Source organism: Tsukamurella ocularis, assembly GCF_965138335.1.
In the GTDB taxonomy this organism is placed as follows: Bacteria; Actinomycetota; Actinomycetes; order Mycobacteriales; family Mycobacteriaceae; genus Tsukamurella; species Tsukamurella ocularis_A.
The window spans coordinates 12,297-28,975 of record NZ_CBCSDV010000020.1 but is presented as its reverse complement, the minus strand read 5'-3'; the positions used below and the strand labels follow the sequence as shown (position 1 = coordinate 28,975).

Annotated in this window: 19 protein-coding genes; 9 read left to right on the top strand and 10 right to left on the bottom strand. The window is 68.6% G+C overall.

Features of this window, described 5'->3' with window-relative positions; genetic code table 11:
* Positions 1 to 9 precede the first annotated feature (9 nt).
* The coding region (locus ACNAYW_RS17405; protein WP_415850922.1) for a TetR family transcriptional regulator at positions 10 to 522 on the bottom strand (513 nt) is incomplete at its 3' end.
* A gap of 118 nt (positions 523 to 640) precedes the next feature.
* Here ACNAYW_RS17405 and ACNAYW_RS17400 point away from each other — a divergent pair.
* Positions 641 to 1,417 (top strand): SDR family oxidoreductase, encoded by a 777-nt coding sequence (locus tag ACNAYW_RS17400; RefSeq protein ID WP_415850921.1) that lies wholly within the window; start codon positions 641 to 643, stop codon positions 1,415 to 1,417.
* A complete protein-coding gene (locus tag ACNAYW_RS17395) occupies positions 1,410 to 1,808 on the top strand; it encodes a GlcG/HbpS family heme-binding protein (protein ID WP_415850920.1) in 399 nt (132 codons plus the stop codon). The genes ACNAYW_RS17400 and ACNAYW_RS17395 overlap by 8 nt, the downstream gene beginning before the upstream one ends.
* Positions 1,809 to 1,819: 11 nt before the next feature.
* Here ACNAYW_RS17395 and ACNAYW_RS17390 read toward each other — a convergent pair whose 3' ends face one another.
* From ACNAYW_RS17390 to ACNAYW_RS17370, 5 genes are read right to left on the bottom strand one after another with little or no spacing between them, the layout of a single operon-like run.
* A complete protein-coding gene (locus ACNAYW_RS17390; RefSeq protein ID WP_415850919.1) occupies positions 1,820 to 2,788 on the bottom strand; it encodes a 5-oxoprolinase subunit C family protein in 969 nt (322 codons plus the stop codon).
* A complete protein-coding gene (locus ACNAYW_RS17385) occupies positions 2,785 to 3,654 on the bottom strand; it encodes a 5-oxoprolinase subunit B family protein (RefSeq protein ID WP_415850918.1) in 870 nt (289 codons plus the stop codon). The genes ACNAYW_RS17390 and ACNAYW_RS17385 overlap by 4 nt, the downstream gene beginning before the upstream one ends.
* A complete protein-coding gene (locus ACNAYW_RS17380) occupies positions 3,651 to 5,003 on the bottom strand; it encodes an acetyl-CoA carboxylase biotin carboxylase subunit (RefSeq protein ID WP_415850917.1) in 1,353 nt (450 codons plus the stop codon). The genes ACNAYW_RS17385 and ACNAYW_RS17380 overlap by 4 nt, the downstream gene beginning before the upstream one ends.
* Positions 5,003 to 5,251 (bottom strand): acetyl-CoA carboxylase, encoded by a 249-nt coding sequence (locus ACNAYW_RS17375; RefSeq protein WP_415850916.1) that lies wholly within the window; start codon positions 5,249 to 5,251, stop codon positions 5,003 to 5,005. The genes ACNAYW_RS17380 and ACNAYW_RS17375 overlap by 1 nt, the downstream gene beginning before the upstream one ends.
* Before the next feature lie 27 nt (positions 5,252 to 5,278).
* A complete protein-coding gene (locus ACNAYW_RS17370; protein WP_415850915.1) occupies positions 5,279 to 6,058 on the bottom strand; it encodes a 5-oxoprolinase subunit PxpA in 780 nt (259 codons plus the stop codon).
* A gap of 111 nt (positions 6,059 to 6,169) precedes the next feature.
* On the opposite strand from ACNAYW_RS17370, the gene ACNAYW_RS17365 reads away from it, so the two are divergent.
* From ACNAYW_RS17365 to ACNAYW_RS17355, 3 genes are read left to right on the top strand one after another with little or no spacing between them, the layout of a single operon-like run.
* Positions 6,170 to 7,072: a LysR family transcriptional regulator gene (locus tag ACNAYW_RS17365; protein WP_415850914.1), complete on the top strand. Its 903-nt coding sequence runs from the start codon at positions 6,170 to 6,172 to the stop codon at positions 7,070 to 7,072.
* 43 nt (positions 7,073 to 7,115) lie between these two features.
* Complete coding sequence (locus ACNAYW_RS17360; protein WP_415850913.1) at positions 7,116 to 7,397, top strand: helix-turn-helix transcriptional regulator; 282 nt, start codon at positions 7,116 to 7,118, stop codon at positions 7,395 to 7,397.
* Positions 7,394 to 7,936: a hypothetical protein gene (locus ACNAYW_RS17355; protein WP_415850912.1), complete on the top strand. Its 543-nt coding sequence runs from the start codon at positions 7,394 to 7,396 to the stop codon at positions 7,934 to 7,936. The genes ACNAYW_RS17360 and ACNAYW_RS17355 overlap by 4 nt, the downstream gene beginning before the upstream one ends.
* Before the next feature lies 1 nt (position 7,937).
* Here the strand turns inward: ACNAYW_RS17355 and ACNAYW_RS17350 are convergent, their stop codons facing one another.
* Entirely contained in the window at positions 7,938 to 8,321 is a 384-nt protein-coding gene (locus ACNAYW_RS17350) for a hypothetical protein (protein WP_415850911.1), read from the bottom strand.
* Between the two features lie 163 nt (positions 8,322 to 8,484).
* Between ACNAYW_RS17350 and ACNAYW_RS17345 the strand changes: the two genes are divergently transcribed.
* From ACNAYW_RS17345 to ACNAYW_RS17330, 4 genes are read left to right on the top strand one after another with little or no spacing between them, the layout of a single operon-like run.
* Positions 8,485 to 8,763 (top strand): hypothetical protein, encoded by a 279-nt coding sequence (locus tag ACNAYW_RS17345; protein WP_415850910.1) that lies wholly within the window; start codon positions 8,485 to 8,487, stop codon positions 8,761 to 8,763.
* Positions 8,764 to 8,793: 30 nt separating this feature from the next.
* A complete protein-coding gene (locus ACNAYW_RS17340) occupies positions 8,794 to 9,378 on the top strand; it encodes a TetR/AcrR family transcriptional regulator (RefSeq protein WP_415850909.1) in 585 nt (194 codons plus the stop codon).
* A complete protein-coding gene (locus ACNAYW_RS17335) occupies positions 9,375 to 10,748 on the top strand; it encodes an MFS transporter (protein WP_415850908.1) in 1,374 nt (457 codons plus the stop codon). Before ACNAYW_RS17340 ends, ACNAYW_RS17335 begins: the two co-directional genes overlap by 4 nt.
* Before the next feature lie 47 nt (positions 10,749 to 10,795).
* Positions 10,796 to 12,028: an HNH endonuclease gene (locus ACNAYW_RS17330; RefSeq protein WP_415850907.1), complete on the top strand. Its 1,233-nt coding sequence runs from the start codon at positions 10,796 to 10,798 to the stop codon at positions 12,026 to 12,028.
* 1 nt (position 12,029) lies between these two features.
* Here ACNAYW_RS17330 and ACNAYW_RS17325 read toward each other — a convergent pair whose 3' ends face one another.
* From ACNAYW_RS17325 to ACNAYW_RS17315, 3 genes are all read right to left on the bottom strand, one after another.
* Entirely contained in the window at positions 12,030 to 13,697 is a 1,668-nt protein-coding gene (locus ACNAYW_RS17325; RefSeq protein ID WP_415850906.1) for a DNA repair helicase XPB, read from the bottom strand.
* Positions 13,698 to 13,700: 3 nt separating this feature from the next.
* Positions 13,701 to 14,513, bottom strand: coding sequence for a tyrosine-type recombinase/integrase (locus ACNAYW_RS17320; RefSeq protein ID WP_415850905.1), 813 nt, complete (start codon positions 14,511 to 14,513; stop codon positions 13,701 to 13,703).
* Positions 14,514 to 15,785: 1,272 nt separating this feature from the next.
* Complete coding sequence (locus tag ACNAYW_RS17315; protein WP_415850904.1) at positions 15,786 to 16,550, bottom strand: hypothetical protein; 765 nt, start codon at positions 16,548 to 16,550, stop codon at positions 15,786 to 15,788.
* Positions 16,551 to 16,679: the final 129 nt, after the last annotated feature.

The following is a 16,679-nucleotide window of genomic DNA, read 5'->3' as shown; positions in this document are numbered from 1 at the left end:
GGCCGCCGNCGCGACGACGATCACCCTTCGCCCCGCGGCGGTCTCGTCCGCCCGCCCGAGGGAAGTCAGGGCGGGGGAGGCGGCGAGCCACGCCGTGACCAGGCCCAGCACGAGCACGAGCGCGTCGACGGCACCGTCGCCGTACCGCGGCCGCAGCGCGTCGACCTTCTCGCGGTAGGTGGTGCCCTCGTCGTCGGTACTCGACGGCCGTTCCAGGTTCGCCCACGTCGAGAGCCGGAGCGTGGACGGCTCGGCGAGCAGGTAGTCGTACAACCGGCCCGCGTAGCCGGCGAGGTCGTCGGCGTCGAATCGGACCGCGTCGGCCATCGTGCGCAGGGCGTCCACGACGATCAGGTCGAACAGGTCCTCCTTCGGGCCGAAGTGCACGTAGATCGAACGCTTGTTGGCCGATGCCTGCTCGGCGATGCGATCGATACGTGCTCCGGCCAGCCCGAACTCGGCGAACTCCTGGCGCGCGGCGTCGAGGATCCGCCGCTTCGTCTCCGTGGCGTCGGGTGGCACAGGAGGAGAATACCGCGTCTTCACACATAGGTAACTAACTAGTTATTGACAAACGTGAGGCGCTGCTGCACTCTCGGTGGTGGCGCCCGCGGCGTGCGGGCAGAACGAAGGAGAGACGATGCCGAAGAAGATTCTGATCACCGGGGCCAGTTCGGGTTTCGGTGCCGGCTCAGCCCTCGAGCTGGCGCGGCAGGGGCACGAGGTGGTCGCCGCTGCCGAGACTTGGCCGCAGGTACGGAGCCTCCGTGCCGCTGCGGCGGAGGCGGGTGTGCAGCTGGAGGTCATCAAGTTGAACCTGACCGACGAGATCGACATCAAGCACGCCTCGTCGTTCGATCCCGACGTGCTGGTGCTCAACGCCGGGGTGATGGAGGGCGGCTCGATGGTCGACGTGCCGCTCGCGCGGGTGCGGGAGTCGTTCGAGATCAACGTCTTCGGGCACCTGGCTCTAGTGCAGGGGATCGTGCCCAAGATGGTCGCGCGGAAGTCGGGCAAGGTCGTGTGGACGTCCTCGATGGGCGGGATCCTGGTGGTGCCCTTCGTCGGCGCCTACTGCGCCACGAAGCACGCCATCGAGGCGATCGCGGGTTCGATGAAGGCTGAGCTGGCGCCGCACGGCGTCCAGGTCGCAACGGTGAATCCCGGCGTCTTCGGGACCGGCTTCAACGACACCGGCGCGGAGAGCTACGTCCAGTGGTACGACGCCGATTCCGCGGTCGTGCCGATGCCCGATTTCGGAGACAGCCTCGCCGACCAGGCGGATCCGCAGGAGATGATCGACGCCATGGTCGAGATCATCCCCGCCGACGATCACCTGTACCGCACCATGCGGCCGCTGGCGACCATTGAGGCCGCGAAGCAGTGGCAGGAGACGGAGTGGACCCAGAATGCCTGACGTCACTCTCACCCACGCCCAGGAACTGATCGCCGCAGCTGATCGCGCCGCCCGGGAGGCCGGCGTCAAGGCCGTCTTCGCGGTGCTCGACAAGGGCGCGAACCTGGTCGCCTTCGCCCGCACCGACGGGGCGTGGCTCGCGTCCAACGAGCTCGCCGTCGCCAAGGCCCGAACGTCGGTGATGTTCGAGGCTCCTACGGCGGGGCTCGCCGCGCCCATCCAGATCGGGCAGCCGGCGCTGCACTTCGATCACATCCACGCCGGCGGGCTGCTGCTCGTGGGTGGCGGCGTGCCGGTCTTCGATGCGGACGGGCGGTTGCTCGGCGGGCTGGGCGTCTCGGGAGGCGCGCCCGAGCAGGACGCCGCGATCGCGGAGGCCGCCGTAGGCTGAGACCTCTTCCCCTAGAGGGCGCGAATCGCGTCGAGACGCCGTGCCCGCTCGGACCGGGCGGCGAGCGCATCATCAAGGGTCACCGCTTCGAATCGCACCTTCGTGTTCGGCGGCATCTGTCCGATGAGGTCCATGTCCGCGCTGATCACGGTGCCGATCATCATGTAGCCGCCGCCCGACACCGCATCCCGGTGCAGAACGATGGGCTCCTGCCCGGACGGGACCTGAATAGATCCGATCGGGTAGCAGGCGTCGACGATGTTGGACGGGTCGTCACCGGCGCCGAAGGGCGGCTCCCGGTCGACGAACTCGAGGGGCGTCCCGCCCTTGAGTCGGTAACCGATGCGGTCGGCCTCGGAACCCACCGCCCACGTCTCGGCGAGGAAGGTCGCCATGGACGCCGGCGTCACGCGGTAGTCGTAGAGTCCTGGAACCATGCGGAGGACGTGTTCCTTCGCGAGCGGCATTCGCATGTCGGCCGGGAGTTCACGACCCGCCTGCGAATCCGGTCGGGCGGTGCCTATCGCCAGCACGTCGCCCGCTTCGAGCTTGCGCCCGGCGAGGCCGCCGAGAGCGCCGAGCGCGTAGGTGGACCGGCTGCCGAGGCGTTCGGGGACGTCGATACCGCCGGCGATCGCCAGGTAGGCGCGGGCGCCGGCTGTCGCGAACCCGAAGGACAGGGTCTGCCCGGCCTGTACTGCCACCACTGTGTTGAGCGGCTGGTCGACACCGTCGAGCTTGGGCGTCATGGCCGCGCCCGTCACCGCTATGTGGGCGTCCTCTCCGAACCGGAGTTCGGGCCCCATCAGGGCGCATTCGAGGACGGCGGCCGTCTCCTCGTTGCCGAGCAGGAGGTTCGCGGCGCGGAAGGACTGTTGGTCCATCGCGCCCGACGGCGGGATGCCCAGGTGGTAGTAGCCGCTGCGGCCCTGGTCCTGGACGGAACTGAGCAGTCCGGGCTTGATGACCTCGATCGTCACGGGAGGGCCTCCAGGAGCGTTGCGGGGTAGCCGGTGGGGTCGGCGGTGAACTCGGCGAGGGAGAACCGGATCGGCATGGTGGGCGGCGCGTACCGCCCGGCGTCGACCTCGGCGAGGATCGCGTCGTACTCGGCGCGATCGATGGGCCGGAACTTCACGACATCGCCGGGCTTGAAGAAGATCATGAAGTCGCGCAGGTGCGGAGCGCGCTGATCCGGGTCGTAGATGGGAACGGGTGTGACGCCGAACATCTGGTAGCCGCCGGCGCCACGGACCGAGTAGACGCAGGAGAACGCTCCGCCGTAGCCGAGCGTGCCCTTGGGCGTGTCGGTGCGAGGGCGGAGGTACTTGGGTACCTGGATCTGCCGTTCCCGCTCCACCATCTGATACATGAAGGGTAGGCCGGCCACGAAGCCCACCATGGACACGAACCATGGGGTGCCGGAGTGGGCCTCGATGAACCGCTCGACGTCGTCGTAGCCGTTGATCCGCGCCGCGTACTCGATGTCGGTCGAATCCGGATCCTGGTGCCGGTCGCGGAAGCGCATCAGGGTCTCGTGCGTCCACGGGTCGTTGTACAGCACCGGGATCTCGACGATACGGGTGTCCAGCACCGCATCCCGGGCGCCGAGCCCGGCCTCGATCGACTCCAGTTCGGCGCGCAGATCGGCGACCGGCAGCACGTCGGGGTCGAAGCGCACCTGGAAGGACGCGTTAGCCGGGCAGATCTCGGTGACGCCGGAGAGGTCGCGGTGGGCGAGCTCCTGGGTGATGAGGATGCCCCGGAAGAAGGCGTCCAGGGACATCGATTCGGACAGTTCGACGAACAGGTGCTCGTCGCCGCCGAGGGTGTACCGGGTGCTCACTGGTTCTCCGTCCGCTGTTCGATCCAGGTGGTGTGCAGCGCGTTGCGCCGCACGTCGTCCTCCGCGAGGAGCTCCTCGAAGAAGGGCAGCGTCGTGGCGGGTGCGGCGATCTCGGTCTCGCGCAGCGCGCGCTCCAGCCTGGCCAGCGCCTGTTCCCGTGTCTCCGCCCACACGATCAGCTTGCCGATCAGCGAGTCGTAGAACGGCGGGATCCGATAACCGGAGTAGGCCATCGAGTCGACGCGGACCCCGGGACCCTGCGCCCAGGAGACGGTCTCGACGGTGCCCGGGGCCGGCCGGAATCCCTGGGCGGGATCCTCGGCGTTGATCCGCACCTCGATGGAGTGCCCCCGTCGGGCGATGTCGTCCTGACGGTAGGGCAGCGGATCGCCCTGGCACACCTCGATCATGGCGCGGATCAGGTCGACGCCGCAGATCTCCTCGGTGATCGGGTGCTCCACTTGGATCCGCGTGTTCATCTCGATGAAGTAGAACGCTCGGGTGTCGGAATCGTAGAGGTACTCGATGGTTCCGGCCCCGACGTAGCCCACCGACCGGGTCAGGGCGACGGCGGACTCGCACAGGGCGCCCCGGGTGGCCTCGTCGAGGATGGCGGCCGGCGCCTCCTCCCAGACCTTCTGGCGGCGGCGCTGCAGGGAGCAATCCCGCTCGAAGAAGTGGACGGCGTCGGTACCGTCGCCGAGGACCTGGACCTCGATGTGGCGCGCGCGGGCGATGAACTTCTCGAGGTAGATCCCGCCGTCGCCGAACGAGGCCTCGGCCTCCTGCCGGGCATCCGCGAAGGCAGCGTCCACCTCCTCATCTGTTCCGGCGATGCGGATGCCTCGTCCGCCGCCGCCGGCGGCCGCCTTGAGAAGCACGGGGTAGCCGATCCGCCGGGCGACGGAGACCGCGTCGTCAGCGCTGGTCAGAAGCCCGTCGCTGCCCGGCACCACGGGGACACCCGCGGCGCGGGCGGTGGCGATGGCCTGCGCCTTGTGCCCCATCCGCTCGATGGTCCCGGCGTCGGGCCCGATCCACACCAGCCCCGCGTCCGTGACGGCCCGCGCGAACTCTGCGTTCTCGGAGAGGAAGCCGTAGCCGGGGTGCACGCCGTCCGCTCCGGTGCTTTTCGCGGCCTCGAGGAGGGCCTCGGCGTTCAGGTAGCTCTTCTTCGCGTGCGCGCCACCGATGTTCACCGCCTCGTCGGCGATGCGTACCGCCAGCGAGGATTCATCGGCGTCGCTGTACGCGGCGATGGCGACGATGCCCATCTCCTGCGCCGCCCGGATCACCCGGACGGCGATCTCGCCGCGGTTGGTGACGAGGAGCCGCTTGATCTCCGGCATCAGTCGGCCACCTCGATCCGGAGCAGGACATCGCCCACGTCGACGGGATCCTCGGCACCGACCAGGATCTCGACGACGGTCCCGGCGACCTCGGCGGCGATCGGATTGAACATCTTCATCACCTCGATGAGCCCGAGCTGGTCGCCCACCGCCACCGTCGAGCCGACGGAGACGAAGGGCGGGCTGCTGGGCGACTCCCGGGGGTAGAAGGTTCCGGGAAGGGGAGCGGGAACGTCGTGGATGCTCATGGTGGGTACTCTCTTTCGTGGCCGGGGTCAGGAGGCGAGTGGCTGGGCCGCGAACGACCGGACGGTGATGTCGGCACCGTCGAGCGCGGCGCGGGCGCTGGCCATGAGGTCGACGGCGCCGCGGGTGTCGCTGTGGATGCAGATGGACTCGAAGGGGACGGTGACGACGGTTCCGTCGACGGCGACGACGGTGCCCTCGCGGCACGCGCGGAGCACCTTGGCGGCGACGTCCGCCGGCGACAGGGCGCCGACGTCGCGGGTGAACACGATCTGTCCGTCTGGACCGTAGTGACGGTCGGCGTAGAACTCGCGGATCACGGGCTGGCCCCGGTCGCGGGCGACGGCCTCGATCACCGAGCCGGCCATGACCAGGATCGGGAGCGTGGGGTCGATCCGGTGCAGGGTATCGATGAGCGGTTCAGCGAATGCGGCGTCGCGGGCGGCGTGCATGTAGAGCGCGCCGTGCAGTTTGAAGTGCTGCAGCGTGGTCCGGTGCAGTGAGAGGAACTCGCGGACGGCTCCCAGCTGGTACACGCAGTCGTTGACCAGTTCCTGCGGTGAGGCATCGATATGGCGCCGCCCGAATCCGACGAGGTCGCGGAACCCGGGGTGGACGCCGATGCCGACACCGTGCTCTCGGGCGCGGCGGACCGTGCGATCGATCGTCGACGGGTCGCCCGCGTGGAAGCCTGCGGCGACGTTGATCGAGCTGATGAGCGGCATCATCGTCGCGTCCACGTCGTCGCCGAACATCCAGGCACCGAAGCCCTCGCTCATGTCGCAATTGATATCGATCGTGGTGGTCACGTCTCTCCTTCGTGTGATCTGCGTCATGACGCTACGAGCAGATCGCGATATTGGGAAGTACAAATATGCGATGCTTGAATATCGGAGAATCCGATAGACGGGAGATGGGTCGTGGGCTTGTCCGTACGGCAGTTGCGGTACTTCGTCGCGGTGGCGGAGACCGGGCAGGTCAGCGCAGCTGCGCGTGAGCTGTTCGTCTCCCAGTCGTCGGTGACCACCGCGATGCAGCAGATCGAACAGCAACTCCGCACCGAAGTGCTTCATCGGACGTCGCGCGGGGTGGCCCTCACCTCCGCCGGCGAGGCGCTCCTGCCCAAGGCTCGTCAAATCCTCGATCTGCTGGCGGAGGCGGAGTCGGTCACCGCCGCGGACTCGCAGGTCGAGGGGGCGGTCAGGGTAGGAGTCTCGTACACAGTGATGGGGTACTTCCTTCCGCAGCACGTGCAGCGCCTCGCGGTACTGCATCCCGGGCTCAAGGTGGACTGGCGTGAAGTCGACCGGGCGGAGATCGAGGAGGGGGTCGTCGCGGGCGATCTCGACTTCGGGCTCCTGCTCACTTCCAATGTCGCCGACGACCAGCGCCTCGAGCACGAGACCTTCGTACATTCGCGGCGCCGGCTGTGGATGGCGCCCACGCATCCGCTCGCGGGGCGGGACCGCGTCCGCCTCGCGGATGTTGAGCAATACCCGTACGCGCTGCTCACCGTCGACGAGGCCGACGTGACGACGCGGGCGTACTGGGGCGATCGCCCGATGGACGTCCTGATTCGGACCTCGTCGATCGAGGCGATCCGTAGCGTTGTCGCCAACGGCAACGCGGTGACGGTGCTGTCCGACATGGTCTACCGGCCGTGGTCCCTGGAGGGACGGCGAATCGACACGACCCTGCTGCGGGACCCAGTGCCGGACATGCGGATCGGGTTGGCCTGGGCACGAGGCCGGGAGTTCTCGCCGGGGATGTCGGCGCTGCACGACTACTTCTATCGCTTGTTCTGTACGCCGGCGCTCGGGTAGTAGCCCATTGACAAATCGTTGGGTTTTCCCAACAATAGATTGCATGAGTCCGGTGAAACGGGAGGGTTCTCTCCCCATCTTCAATCGCATCGGTGTCCTGCGCGCCGAGCGCCGGATGACCCGGAAGGAGCTGGCGGCGGCGATCGACGTCAATCCGCAGACCGTGGGCGCGCTCGAGCGCGGGGATCACTACCCCAGTCTCGATCTCGCGTTCCGCATCTGCGCGGTCTTCGACCTGCCGGTCGAGGTGGTGTTCTCCCGCAGCGAATTCGGGCCCCTGTCGGCAGAGCTGTACGGACGTGACGAGAAAGGCGGAGCACGATGACGACGAGCATGATCACCCGTTACCAGGAGCGCCGAGCCCGGAAGTTCCGGGAGAACGAGGAGCGCTGGTCCGCGCTGCTGCCGTCGTGGCGCTCCCGGTCGCGACGACGAATCCTGGTGTCCGCGTTGGGGGTGATCTACGCCTTCATGTTCGTCGTCGGGGTGCTGTGTCACTTCGACGTGCCCGGAGCGCCGCTGCTCTGGCTACCCGCCTGCCTGCTGCTGTTCCCGACGTGGACCATGGTCCAGATCGTCTCGGGTCGGCAGGGCGACGCACCCGCGGCGGCGTTGGACGAGTGGGAGGTCGAGCAGCGCAACGAGGCCCGGTCGATCGGCTTCACGGTGACGACCAACCTGGTCCTGATCGCCGTCGCGTACACGGTGATCACGGCCGTGATCTCGCAGCCGGACGGGAACAACGCGTGGCACTACGCCTCCGGCATCTTCACGCTCGTCGCGCTCCTCATCGGGATCACGACACCCGCCATGATCCTCGCCTGGACGCGGCCCGATGCCGATGCGGAGGACGTCGCGGCGTAGCTCAGCGGGGCTTCGACGTGGTCGGGACGGCGGTGCCGGTGCCGGTGCCGTGGGGGTCGTCGCCCGCACCGTGATTGGGGTTGGTGCAGATCGTGCCCTCGTCGGGCCCGCCGGTGCAGGTCACGTCGTACTCGCTGCCCGGACCGGTGGGCTTGGCGGGGCGCGGGGTCGTCGTCGGGACGGTGCGCGTCGGTGGGACGGTGACGGTCTTCGTGGGCTGGACGGTGTGCGCCGGCGGATTCTGCTGCTGTCCGGTCGATTCCGTGACGGTCAGGCTCGACGGGGCGGTGGGCGCGGTCTCGGCCCCGTCGTCGGCGCATCCCGTGACGGCGGCGAGGAGCGCGACGATGCCCGCCGCGCTCGCGAGCGATCTGCTGAACACCATGTGTGTCTTCTCCGTTCTGGGGTTACCCGCTCGGGTGGACGACCCCAGGGTAGACCGTTCAGTGGAGCCACCGGATGGCGGTAGAAATACTCGCTGGACCTCTCGGGCGTCGTCCCCCAGGATCGTGGGAGAAGCTGCGATCGAATGAAAGAGGCGGGTGACCATGCGATTCCACGACTACCTGACGGCGCTGGTGACGCGGTTCGGTGACTTCCGGCGTGCCCACGTCGAGATGTACGAGCGGCATCAGATCCTGCTCGAGCCCTGGACGCACGACATCCTGCACTGGGGTGCTGACGGGACACTGCACGGCATCATCGTGGTCGGCCGTGCGCGCCCGCCCGTGACCCGCGGAGGCTGGTGCCCCTGCCGCCCGCTCGACGCGGTCGACGGCGCGGATCGGGAGGCCGACGTCGACGGGCGATGTCCCGAGGGGTTGTGATTAGTAGTTACTAACTACTAATCTAACCGGGTGGCCACCCGGATGAGCGGAACCGAACGCAGGACGCAGGTACTCGAGATCGCCGCGCGCGAGTTCGGCGCACACGGCCTGCACGGCGCGTCGATCGAGGAGGTCGCGCGGGAGGCCGGGATCTCGCAGGCCTACGTCTTCCGGATGTTCGGCACGAAGAAGGCGCTGTTCCTCGAACTCGTCACCGATGCCTTCGCGGGGCTCGTCGAGGCCATGGCGCGGGCGGGCGACGGCACCGTCGGGCTCGAGGCCCTCGCGCGGATGGGGGCCGAGTACTACGAGAACCTCGCCGACGACACCGGACTCCGGCTCCAGCTCCAGGGGTTCGCCGCGTGCGGCGACCCCGAGGTCCGGGACCGCGTCCGCGGCTGTTTCGCGCGCCTGTGGGACACCACCGCGGACGGCACCGGACTCGACCCCGTCACCGTCAAGACCTTCCTCGCGTTCGGCATGCTGCTCAACGCGGGTGCCGCGCTCGGCGTCGGCGAGGTCGACGCGCCCTGGGCCGACGGGGTCCGCACCCTCATCCGGCCCGGACTGTTCGAGCACATCACGACCGCGACGAACGGGCCGGCGACGCCGTGAACAGGCTGTCCGGCGCGCTGGTCACCGTCGCCCTCTGCGCGGCGGTGATCGGGAGCGTCGGCGCGCCACTCATCACCGCGGTCGCGCGGTCGGAGCACGTCGCGCTGGGCGCCGCACAGTGGACCCTGACGATCACCCTGTTCACGGGCGCGATCGCCGGGCCGGTGCTCGGCAGGCTCGGCGCGGGCCCGCTGCGCCGCCGCACCATCCTCGGCACCCTCGTCCTGGTCGCGGTCGGCGGGGTGCTGACGGTGCTGCCCCTGCCGTTCGGCGCGCTGCTCGTCGGGCGCGCGCTGCAGGGTGTGGGCATCGCGCTGGTGCCGCTGCTGGTCAGCGTCGCGCGGAGCGCCCTGCTGCCGGAACGGGCGACGCGAACCATCGCCTCGCTGTCCGTCGCGTCGACCGTCGGCATCGGCGTGGGCTACCCGCTGATCGGCCTCGTCGACCAGGTGCTCGGACTACGGGCCGCCTACGCGGCCGGCCTCGGGATCACCCTCGTCGCCCTCGCGGTCGCGTGGCGGGCGGTCCCCGTCGACGACCCCGGGCCGCGCCCGCGGATCGACGTGCCCGGCGCGCTGCTGCTCGGCACCGGCACTCTCGGCGTCCTGCTCCTGGTCGCCGAGCCCGCGCTGTGGGGCGAGCCGGTCGCGGCCCTCGCTGTGCTCGCCGGCGCCGTTGCGGCGCTCGGCGCGTGGGCGGTCGTCGAACTGCGCGTCGCCTCGCCGCTGGTGGACCTGCGGCTCGTCGCCCGCCCGTCGGTGAGCGCGGCGAACATCGCGATGCTGGTCGCCGGCATCGGGATGTACCTGCTGTTCAGCGATCTGACGCGGTACGTCCAGGTTCCCGCCGGTGCGACGTACGGCTTCGCACTGCCCGGCGCGGCGGCGGGCGCCGCGCTCATCCCGTTCTCGGTGCTGGGCTTCGTCGCCGGCCGAGTGGCGCCGCAGGTCTCGGCGCGGCTCGGTCCGCGCGGGGCGTTCGTGGTGTCGGCGGGCATGGTCGTCGTGGCGGCGGGGCTGTTCACGGTGGGCCGGAACAGCTTCGAGGTGGTGCTGCTCGCGTTGGCCGTCCTCGGGTTCGGCGTCGGCGGTGCCTCCGCGGTGATGCCGCGCCTCGTCCTCGACGGGACGCCCCAGTCCGAGACGGCCAGCGTCATGGCGATCAACCAGATCGCCCGGGCCGTGGGATTTTCCATCGGCAGCGCGCTCGCGGGGTTCCTCCTCGCGCGTGCCACGCCCGACGGTGCGCTCCTCCCCGCGCCGGGCGGATACGTCGCCGTCGCGCTGTGGTCGGCGGTGCCCGCCGTGGCTGCCGTCGCGGTGCTGGCGATCGGGTCGGGAAGGGATTCGCGGGCCAGTCGTTCGATGTAGTGTTGCAGTCTCGAAAACTTGTCGGTGGGTCGGCGTAGCGTTCGGGTATGGACGAAAACACGACGATAGATGAGGAACCGCCGGATCTTCGCGCCGCCGGTGCGGATGTGGTGGACCGGTTGCGTTCGAGTGAGATCCGGCGGTGCCGGCTCGCTCTCGAACAGTACGCGTTAGCGGCGGACCTGCTTCGGCAGCGGGTGTGCGAGCGGGTCGCGGCCGGGGTGCCCCAGGACCGGTGGCGGCAGGGCGTGGCGGCGGAGGTCGCGCTGGCGTTGCACATCTCGCCGAACACCGCCGGCAGGTTGGTGGCGCGGGCGGTGGAGTTGGAGAAGTACATGCCGCACACCCGCGCCCGGTTGCATGACGGTGACCTCTCCCCGGAGGCGGTCCCGACCCTGTTGGCCGGCCTGGCGCACTTGGACATCGCGCAGCGGCAGCAAGCCGACGTCGAGCTCTGCGCCGACCCCTCCACGCTGGCAGGGCTCGGCCTCAAACAGCTCGCCGGGAAGGTCGAGCAGGTCGCCTACCGGCTGGACGCGCAGGCCACCGTCGACCGCAACGCCGCCGCCGAGAAGGACCGCACCGTGACCATTCGCCCACTGCCCGAAGGGATGGCGCGGGTATCGCTGCTGCTGCCGATGGCGCAGGCCGTCGGCGCCTACGCCGCACTGCGCACGCACGCGGACGCTCTGGCCGGGCACGATCAGGAACTGCGGACCCGCGGGCAGATCATGGCCGACACCGCCTTCGCCCGCCTCACCGGCCGCGAGAGCGTCGAGGGCCAACCTGTCACCGTCAACCTCACCGTCCCCGCGACAGTGCTCCTCGGCGACCGCCCCGGCACCGCACACCTCGACGGCGGCGGCACCATGCCGGCGGAGATCGCCCGCAACCTCATCGGCAAAGCCACCGCCGCCGGCGTCGCCTGGGTCAAACGCCTCTACATCGCGTCGGAATCGGGAGCGGTCGTCGCGATGGACTCCCGGCAACGGCTCTTCCCCGACGGGTTGGCCGACCTGATCCGCGCCCGCGACCGCTACTGCCGCACCCCGTACTGCGACGCACCCATCGCGCATACCGACCACATCGCCCCGCACGCCACCGGCGGACCCACCAGCTTCATCAACGGGCAGGGGCTGTGCGCGGCGTGCAACTACGCCAAAGAAGCCCCCGGCTGGCGAAGCTCAACCGTTGACGACCCGACCGGACGGCACACCGTCGAAACCCGAACTCCCACCGGACATCTGCACCGATCCACGGCGCCCGATCAGGCGGCGTGATTCAGCCGGCCTCGCCTATGGCGGGGCCGAGGATGTCGTCGGCGTCGACGATGCGGTAGGCGTAGCCCTGCTCGGCGAGGAAGCGCTGGCGGTGCGCGGCGTAGTCGGCGTCGAGGGTGTCGCGCGAGACGACGGAGTAGAAGTGCGCCGTGCCACCGTCGTGCTTGGGGCGCAGGAGCCGGCCGAGGCGCTGGGCCTCCTCCTGTCGCGAGCCGAACGTTCCCGAGACCTGCACGGCCACGGAGGCTTCCGGGAGGTCGATGGAGAAGTTCGCGACCTTGCTGACCACCAGCGTGGAGATCTCGCCCGCGCGGAACCGGTCGAACAGGGCTTCGCGCTCCTTGTTCTTCACCGCGCCGGTGATGACGGGGGCGTCGAGCTCGTGGCCCAGCTGCTCCAACTGGTCGAGGTATGCGCCGATCACGAGCGTCGGGGCGCCCTTGTGCCGCTCCAGGATCGACTTCACCACGGCGATCTTCGTGGGAGCGGTGGAGCACATCTGGTACCGCTCGTCGGGTTCGGCGGTCGCGTACTGCATGCGCTGGTTCTCGGTGAGCGTGACGCGCACCTCGACGCAGTCGGCGGGCGCGATCCAGCCCTGCGCCTCGATGTCCTTCCACGGCGCGTCGTAGCGCTTCGGTCCGATCAGGGAGAAGACGTCGCCCTCCCGGCCGTCCTCGCGCACCAGCGTCGCGGTGAGTCCCAGCCGCCTGCGGGACTGCAGGTCCGCCGTCATCCGGAAGACCGGCGCGGGCAGCAGGTGCACCTCGTCGTAGATCATCAGGCCCCAGTCCCGGGAGTCGAACAGGTCGAGGTTCTTGTACTCGCCCTTCGACTTCCGCGTGAGCACCTGATAGGTGGCGATGGTGACCGGGCGGATCTCCTTCTTCTCGCCCGAGTACTCGCCGATCTCCTCCTCGGTGAGCGACGTGCGCGCCAGCAGCTCGCGCTTCCACTGCCGCCCCGCGACGGTGTTCGTCACCAGGATCAGCGTCGTGGCCTGCGCCCGCGCCATCGCCGCCGCGCCCACCATCGTCTTGCCCGCGCCGCAGGGCAGCACGACGACGCCGGAGCCGCCCAGCCAGAACGAGTCCGCCGCGATCTTCTGGTAGTCGCGCAGCTCCCACGGGTTCGAATCCGTGTCCAGCGTGATCGGGTGGGATTCGCCGTCCACGTAGCCGGCGAGGTCCTCCGCGGGCCAGCCCACCTTGAGCAGCAACTGCTTGAGGTGGCCGCGCTCCGACGGATGCACGACCACGGTGTCGTCGTCGATGCGAGCGCCCACCATCGGGGCGATCTTCTTGTGCCGGAGCACCTCCTCCAGCACGGCCCGGTCGAGGCTCACCAGGGTGAGGCCGTGCGCGGGATGCTTGACCAGCTGTAGCCGGCCGTACCGGCTCATCGTGTCGACCACGTCCACCAGCAGCGGCTGCGGCACCGGGTAGCGCGAGTAGTTGACCAGTGCGTCGACCACCTGCTCCGCGTCGTGGCCCGCGGCGCGCGCGTTCCACAGCGCCAGCGGGGTCACGCGATAGGTGTGCACGTGCTCGGGGGCGCGCTCAAGCTCGGCGAAGGGCGCGATCGCGGCGCGCGCGGCGTCCGCCGACTCGTGGTCGACCTCGAGGAGGAGCGTCTTGTCGGACTGGACGATGAGGGGTCCGTCGGTCATGGTCTAGCTCCCATTCGTATCTATGCTGGTAGCATGCCCAGCGTCCCATGTGAACGATTCGTCGGCGGGCTCGGATCCCGCAGCGATCCCGCAGGAGTTCTCGGCGAGTGCTTCGATGGCGGCGTCCAAGTTCGCGGCGACCTCATCGAGGTCGGAGTCGAACAAGTCGCTGTACACGTCCAAGGTCATGCTCGGATTCGAGTGTCCGAGCATCCTCCTGAGAGCAAGCACGTTCGCGCCCTCGGACACCGCAAGGGACGCCGCAGTGTGGCGCAGGTCGTGAGGGGTGACGATCGGGGACATCGAGTCGGTACTCTGACAACGCGCCACAGCGGGGCGGAACACTCTGTTCCGCCACGTCCCGACGCGGAGCACATTCCCCTGTGTGTTCGTGAACAAAAGATCGCCTCGCGTCCTGCCCTTCACCTGCTCGGCGAGAGAGGCGGCGAGAGCAGAGGGGAACGGGACCGAACGCCGCTCGGTTGACTTAGGCGTCTTCCACACGAGCTTGCTCGCCTCCACGACGGCGCGCGAGACATTGATCCGTCGTCGTGTGAAGTCGATGTCTTGGACGCGCAACGCCGCCATCTCCGACCAGCGCAGCCCCGTGTATCCCAGCGTTAGCACCACTAGTTCATCATCCTCGCACTGCGCGGCAAGCTCACGAAGTTGCAGGTGAGTGAGGTAGCCACGGTCGGGATGATCCCATTTCGGGAGCTTGACATCCGCTGCGGGATTCTGGGCGATCCGCTTATGCTCCACCGCTGCATCGAGAAGCATTTTCAACAGACCGTGGGCGTTCTCGATGGACGGCACTCCTGTTGGAGTCGCCCGTTACGTACCGAGCACGTCAGCGGGATTCGAGCCCGTGCTTGGCCGACGGCACTTCGGCCCAGGTACCGTCGCCCTGGCGGACCTTCTTGCACCAACGGTCCTCTACTGATCCACGGACACCTCTGTAGCCCACGGGGCTACTCCTGCTCGCGCAGCAGGGACAGGCGCTCGTGATCCCACGGGGGAGTGGTGTCCACGCGCCAGAACCGCGACCGTCGATGGCCTGGCGCAGTGCGGCGAGGGCCACGCGCACAGCCTGGTCGAGATGGCGCGGGCGCAGGACGCCCGCCGTGAAGCGCGCCTCGCCTACAACAAGGCGATCACGCGGGCGCTCGTCGCGCCGGACACGATCACAGACGAGGAGGCCGCGCGACCACGAAGTCAGTTATGTTTCTCCGCCTGCTCCTCGGAACCGCGACCTTGGTCAGCCTCGCGGGGAACAGCGCGCACGCGATCCTCACGCACAACGGCACCACGCCCTTGTGGTTCACGGTCGCCTGGGCATCGGTCCAGCCCTTCGCCCTCCCTGTCACGGTGCACGGCGCGGGTGTGCTCGCTCGCGAACAGGGGCGTGGGTGGGCGTACAGGTCCGTGGTCGGCGCGGTGGTGTTGATCGCCCTCTGCTGGCGTTCGTAATCAGCTTCGTCGCCTTGCGCGACCTGACCGCCGCGATGGGCGCGCCCTGGCTCATCCCGTACCTGTTCCCGCTGCTGGTAGCCGCGACTGCGAGCGCCGCGACGGTCGCTCTCCTGGTGCTCGATGACGCGGGCGTGAGTCGGGCTGACTCACTCTCCGAGTCGAGTGAGTCGCCTGCTGCATCGGTCGAATCGGGTGACTCACTCCCTGCTGCACTTCCCGTTCCGGCCGTGATGGTGGACGCGGACGAGGACTCACCCGTGACCCACGCGAGTCACGCTGTCACCTGAACTGATGTGTCCGTGAGTAGGGCGAAGAGGCGGCAGTGCCCCAGGACATCGACGTGAATCAGCTCGATGAGGCACCCGCTGAGGCAGGTGAATCGGGTGACCCGCTCCTCGCCCTGGCAGAGACGCGCGTGACGCAGCGGCGCACCACCGCGTCGGTCACCGTGACTCACGAGGTTCTCGTTCGTCACGCCCGTGGTGCATCGACCCGCGTCATCGCAGGGAGGTCGGAGAGGTCAGTGCAGCAACGGTCGGTCGCATCACGCGGGCTGCTCGCGAGGTGTCCCAGGCTGAGGGCGGACCCACGCCGAGCCTGGTCGGGTGATGCCTCCTAAGTAGACCCCTTTGCTTCGGATCGGCACGTGGGGCAGGCGCAGCGTTCCTTGCGAATCCACGTACCAACATCCGCGCGGATTCGGGCGAGGTCAGGTTTGGTGATAACGCGCGCATCGATCAACGCACCTTCGCACTTGGTGATCGCACTGTCGCCTGGTTCCTCGAAGTCAGGTCCATCGGTCACGTACAGGTACAGGTGCAACCAGCGCAGGATATGGATGAAGCTGCGTTTGAGTGCGAGGTCACTTACTGACGTGTTGCTGCGCGGGGCAACTGCGAGTTCCGCCGCCGTGCGTTCCAGTGCCCCCAGCAGTACCCAGTATGAGTCGAAGACCGCTGAGTCGTACACGCTGAGCGTTGGGTACTTCCTCTCGTGTACGCGGTCCTGGGCGGACGGAGGGTTCTGGATACTCCGATCCCCATGCTCTCCGCGCCATCGCCACTCCGCGCGGCTGAATGCCTGACGAGCCTTGGCAACATCGCCTGTCGTGATGTCGCGGTTGATCGCGATGAGGGATCGTTTTCGAGCTTCGTCTCTGACGCGGTGGTTGAACCACAGAGTCGCGAAAGCGGCGATGGATAGCGTCGCTACGCCGCTCGTCGCGGTCAGTCGCGGAGCAGTCCACCAGTGATAGAAGGATGACCAGCCCAGGCAGAGGGGCACCATCACAATCGCAGTTAGGAAGGCCGCCGTGATCACACAGATGACCACGAGAATCGCTCGATGCTCCTTGATCCAGTTCCAGACCTTCGCACTCACGCGTACAGCTCACCACAGAACCCGTGACTATGACTCGTGCACGACGGGACCCGACCTACTTCCCATACATAACGCGTTCAGCCTCTTGCGCAGGTGCGGGGTGCCTGTGCCACAGTGGTGGGCGTTGAT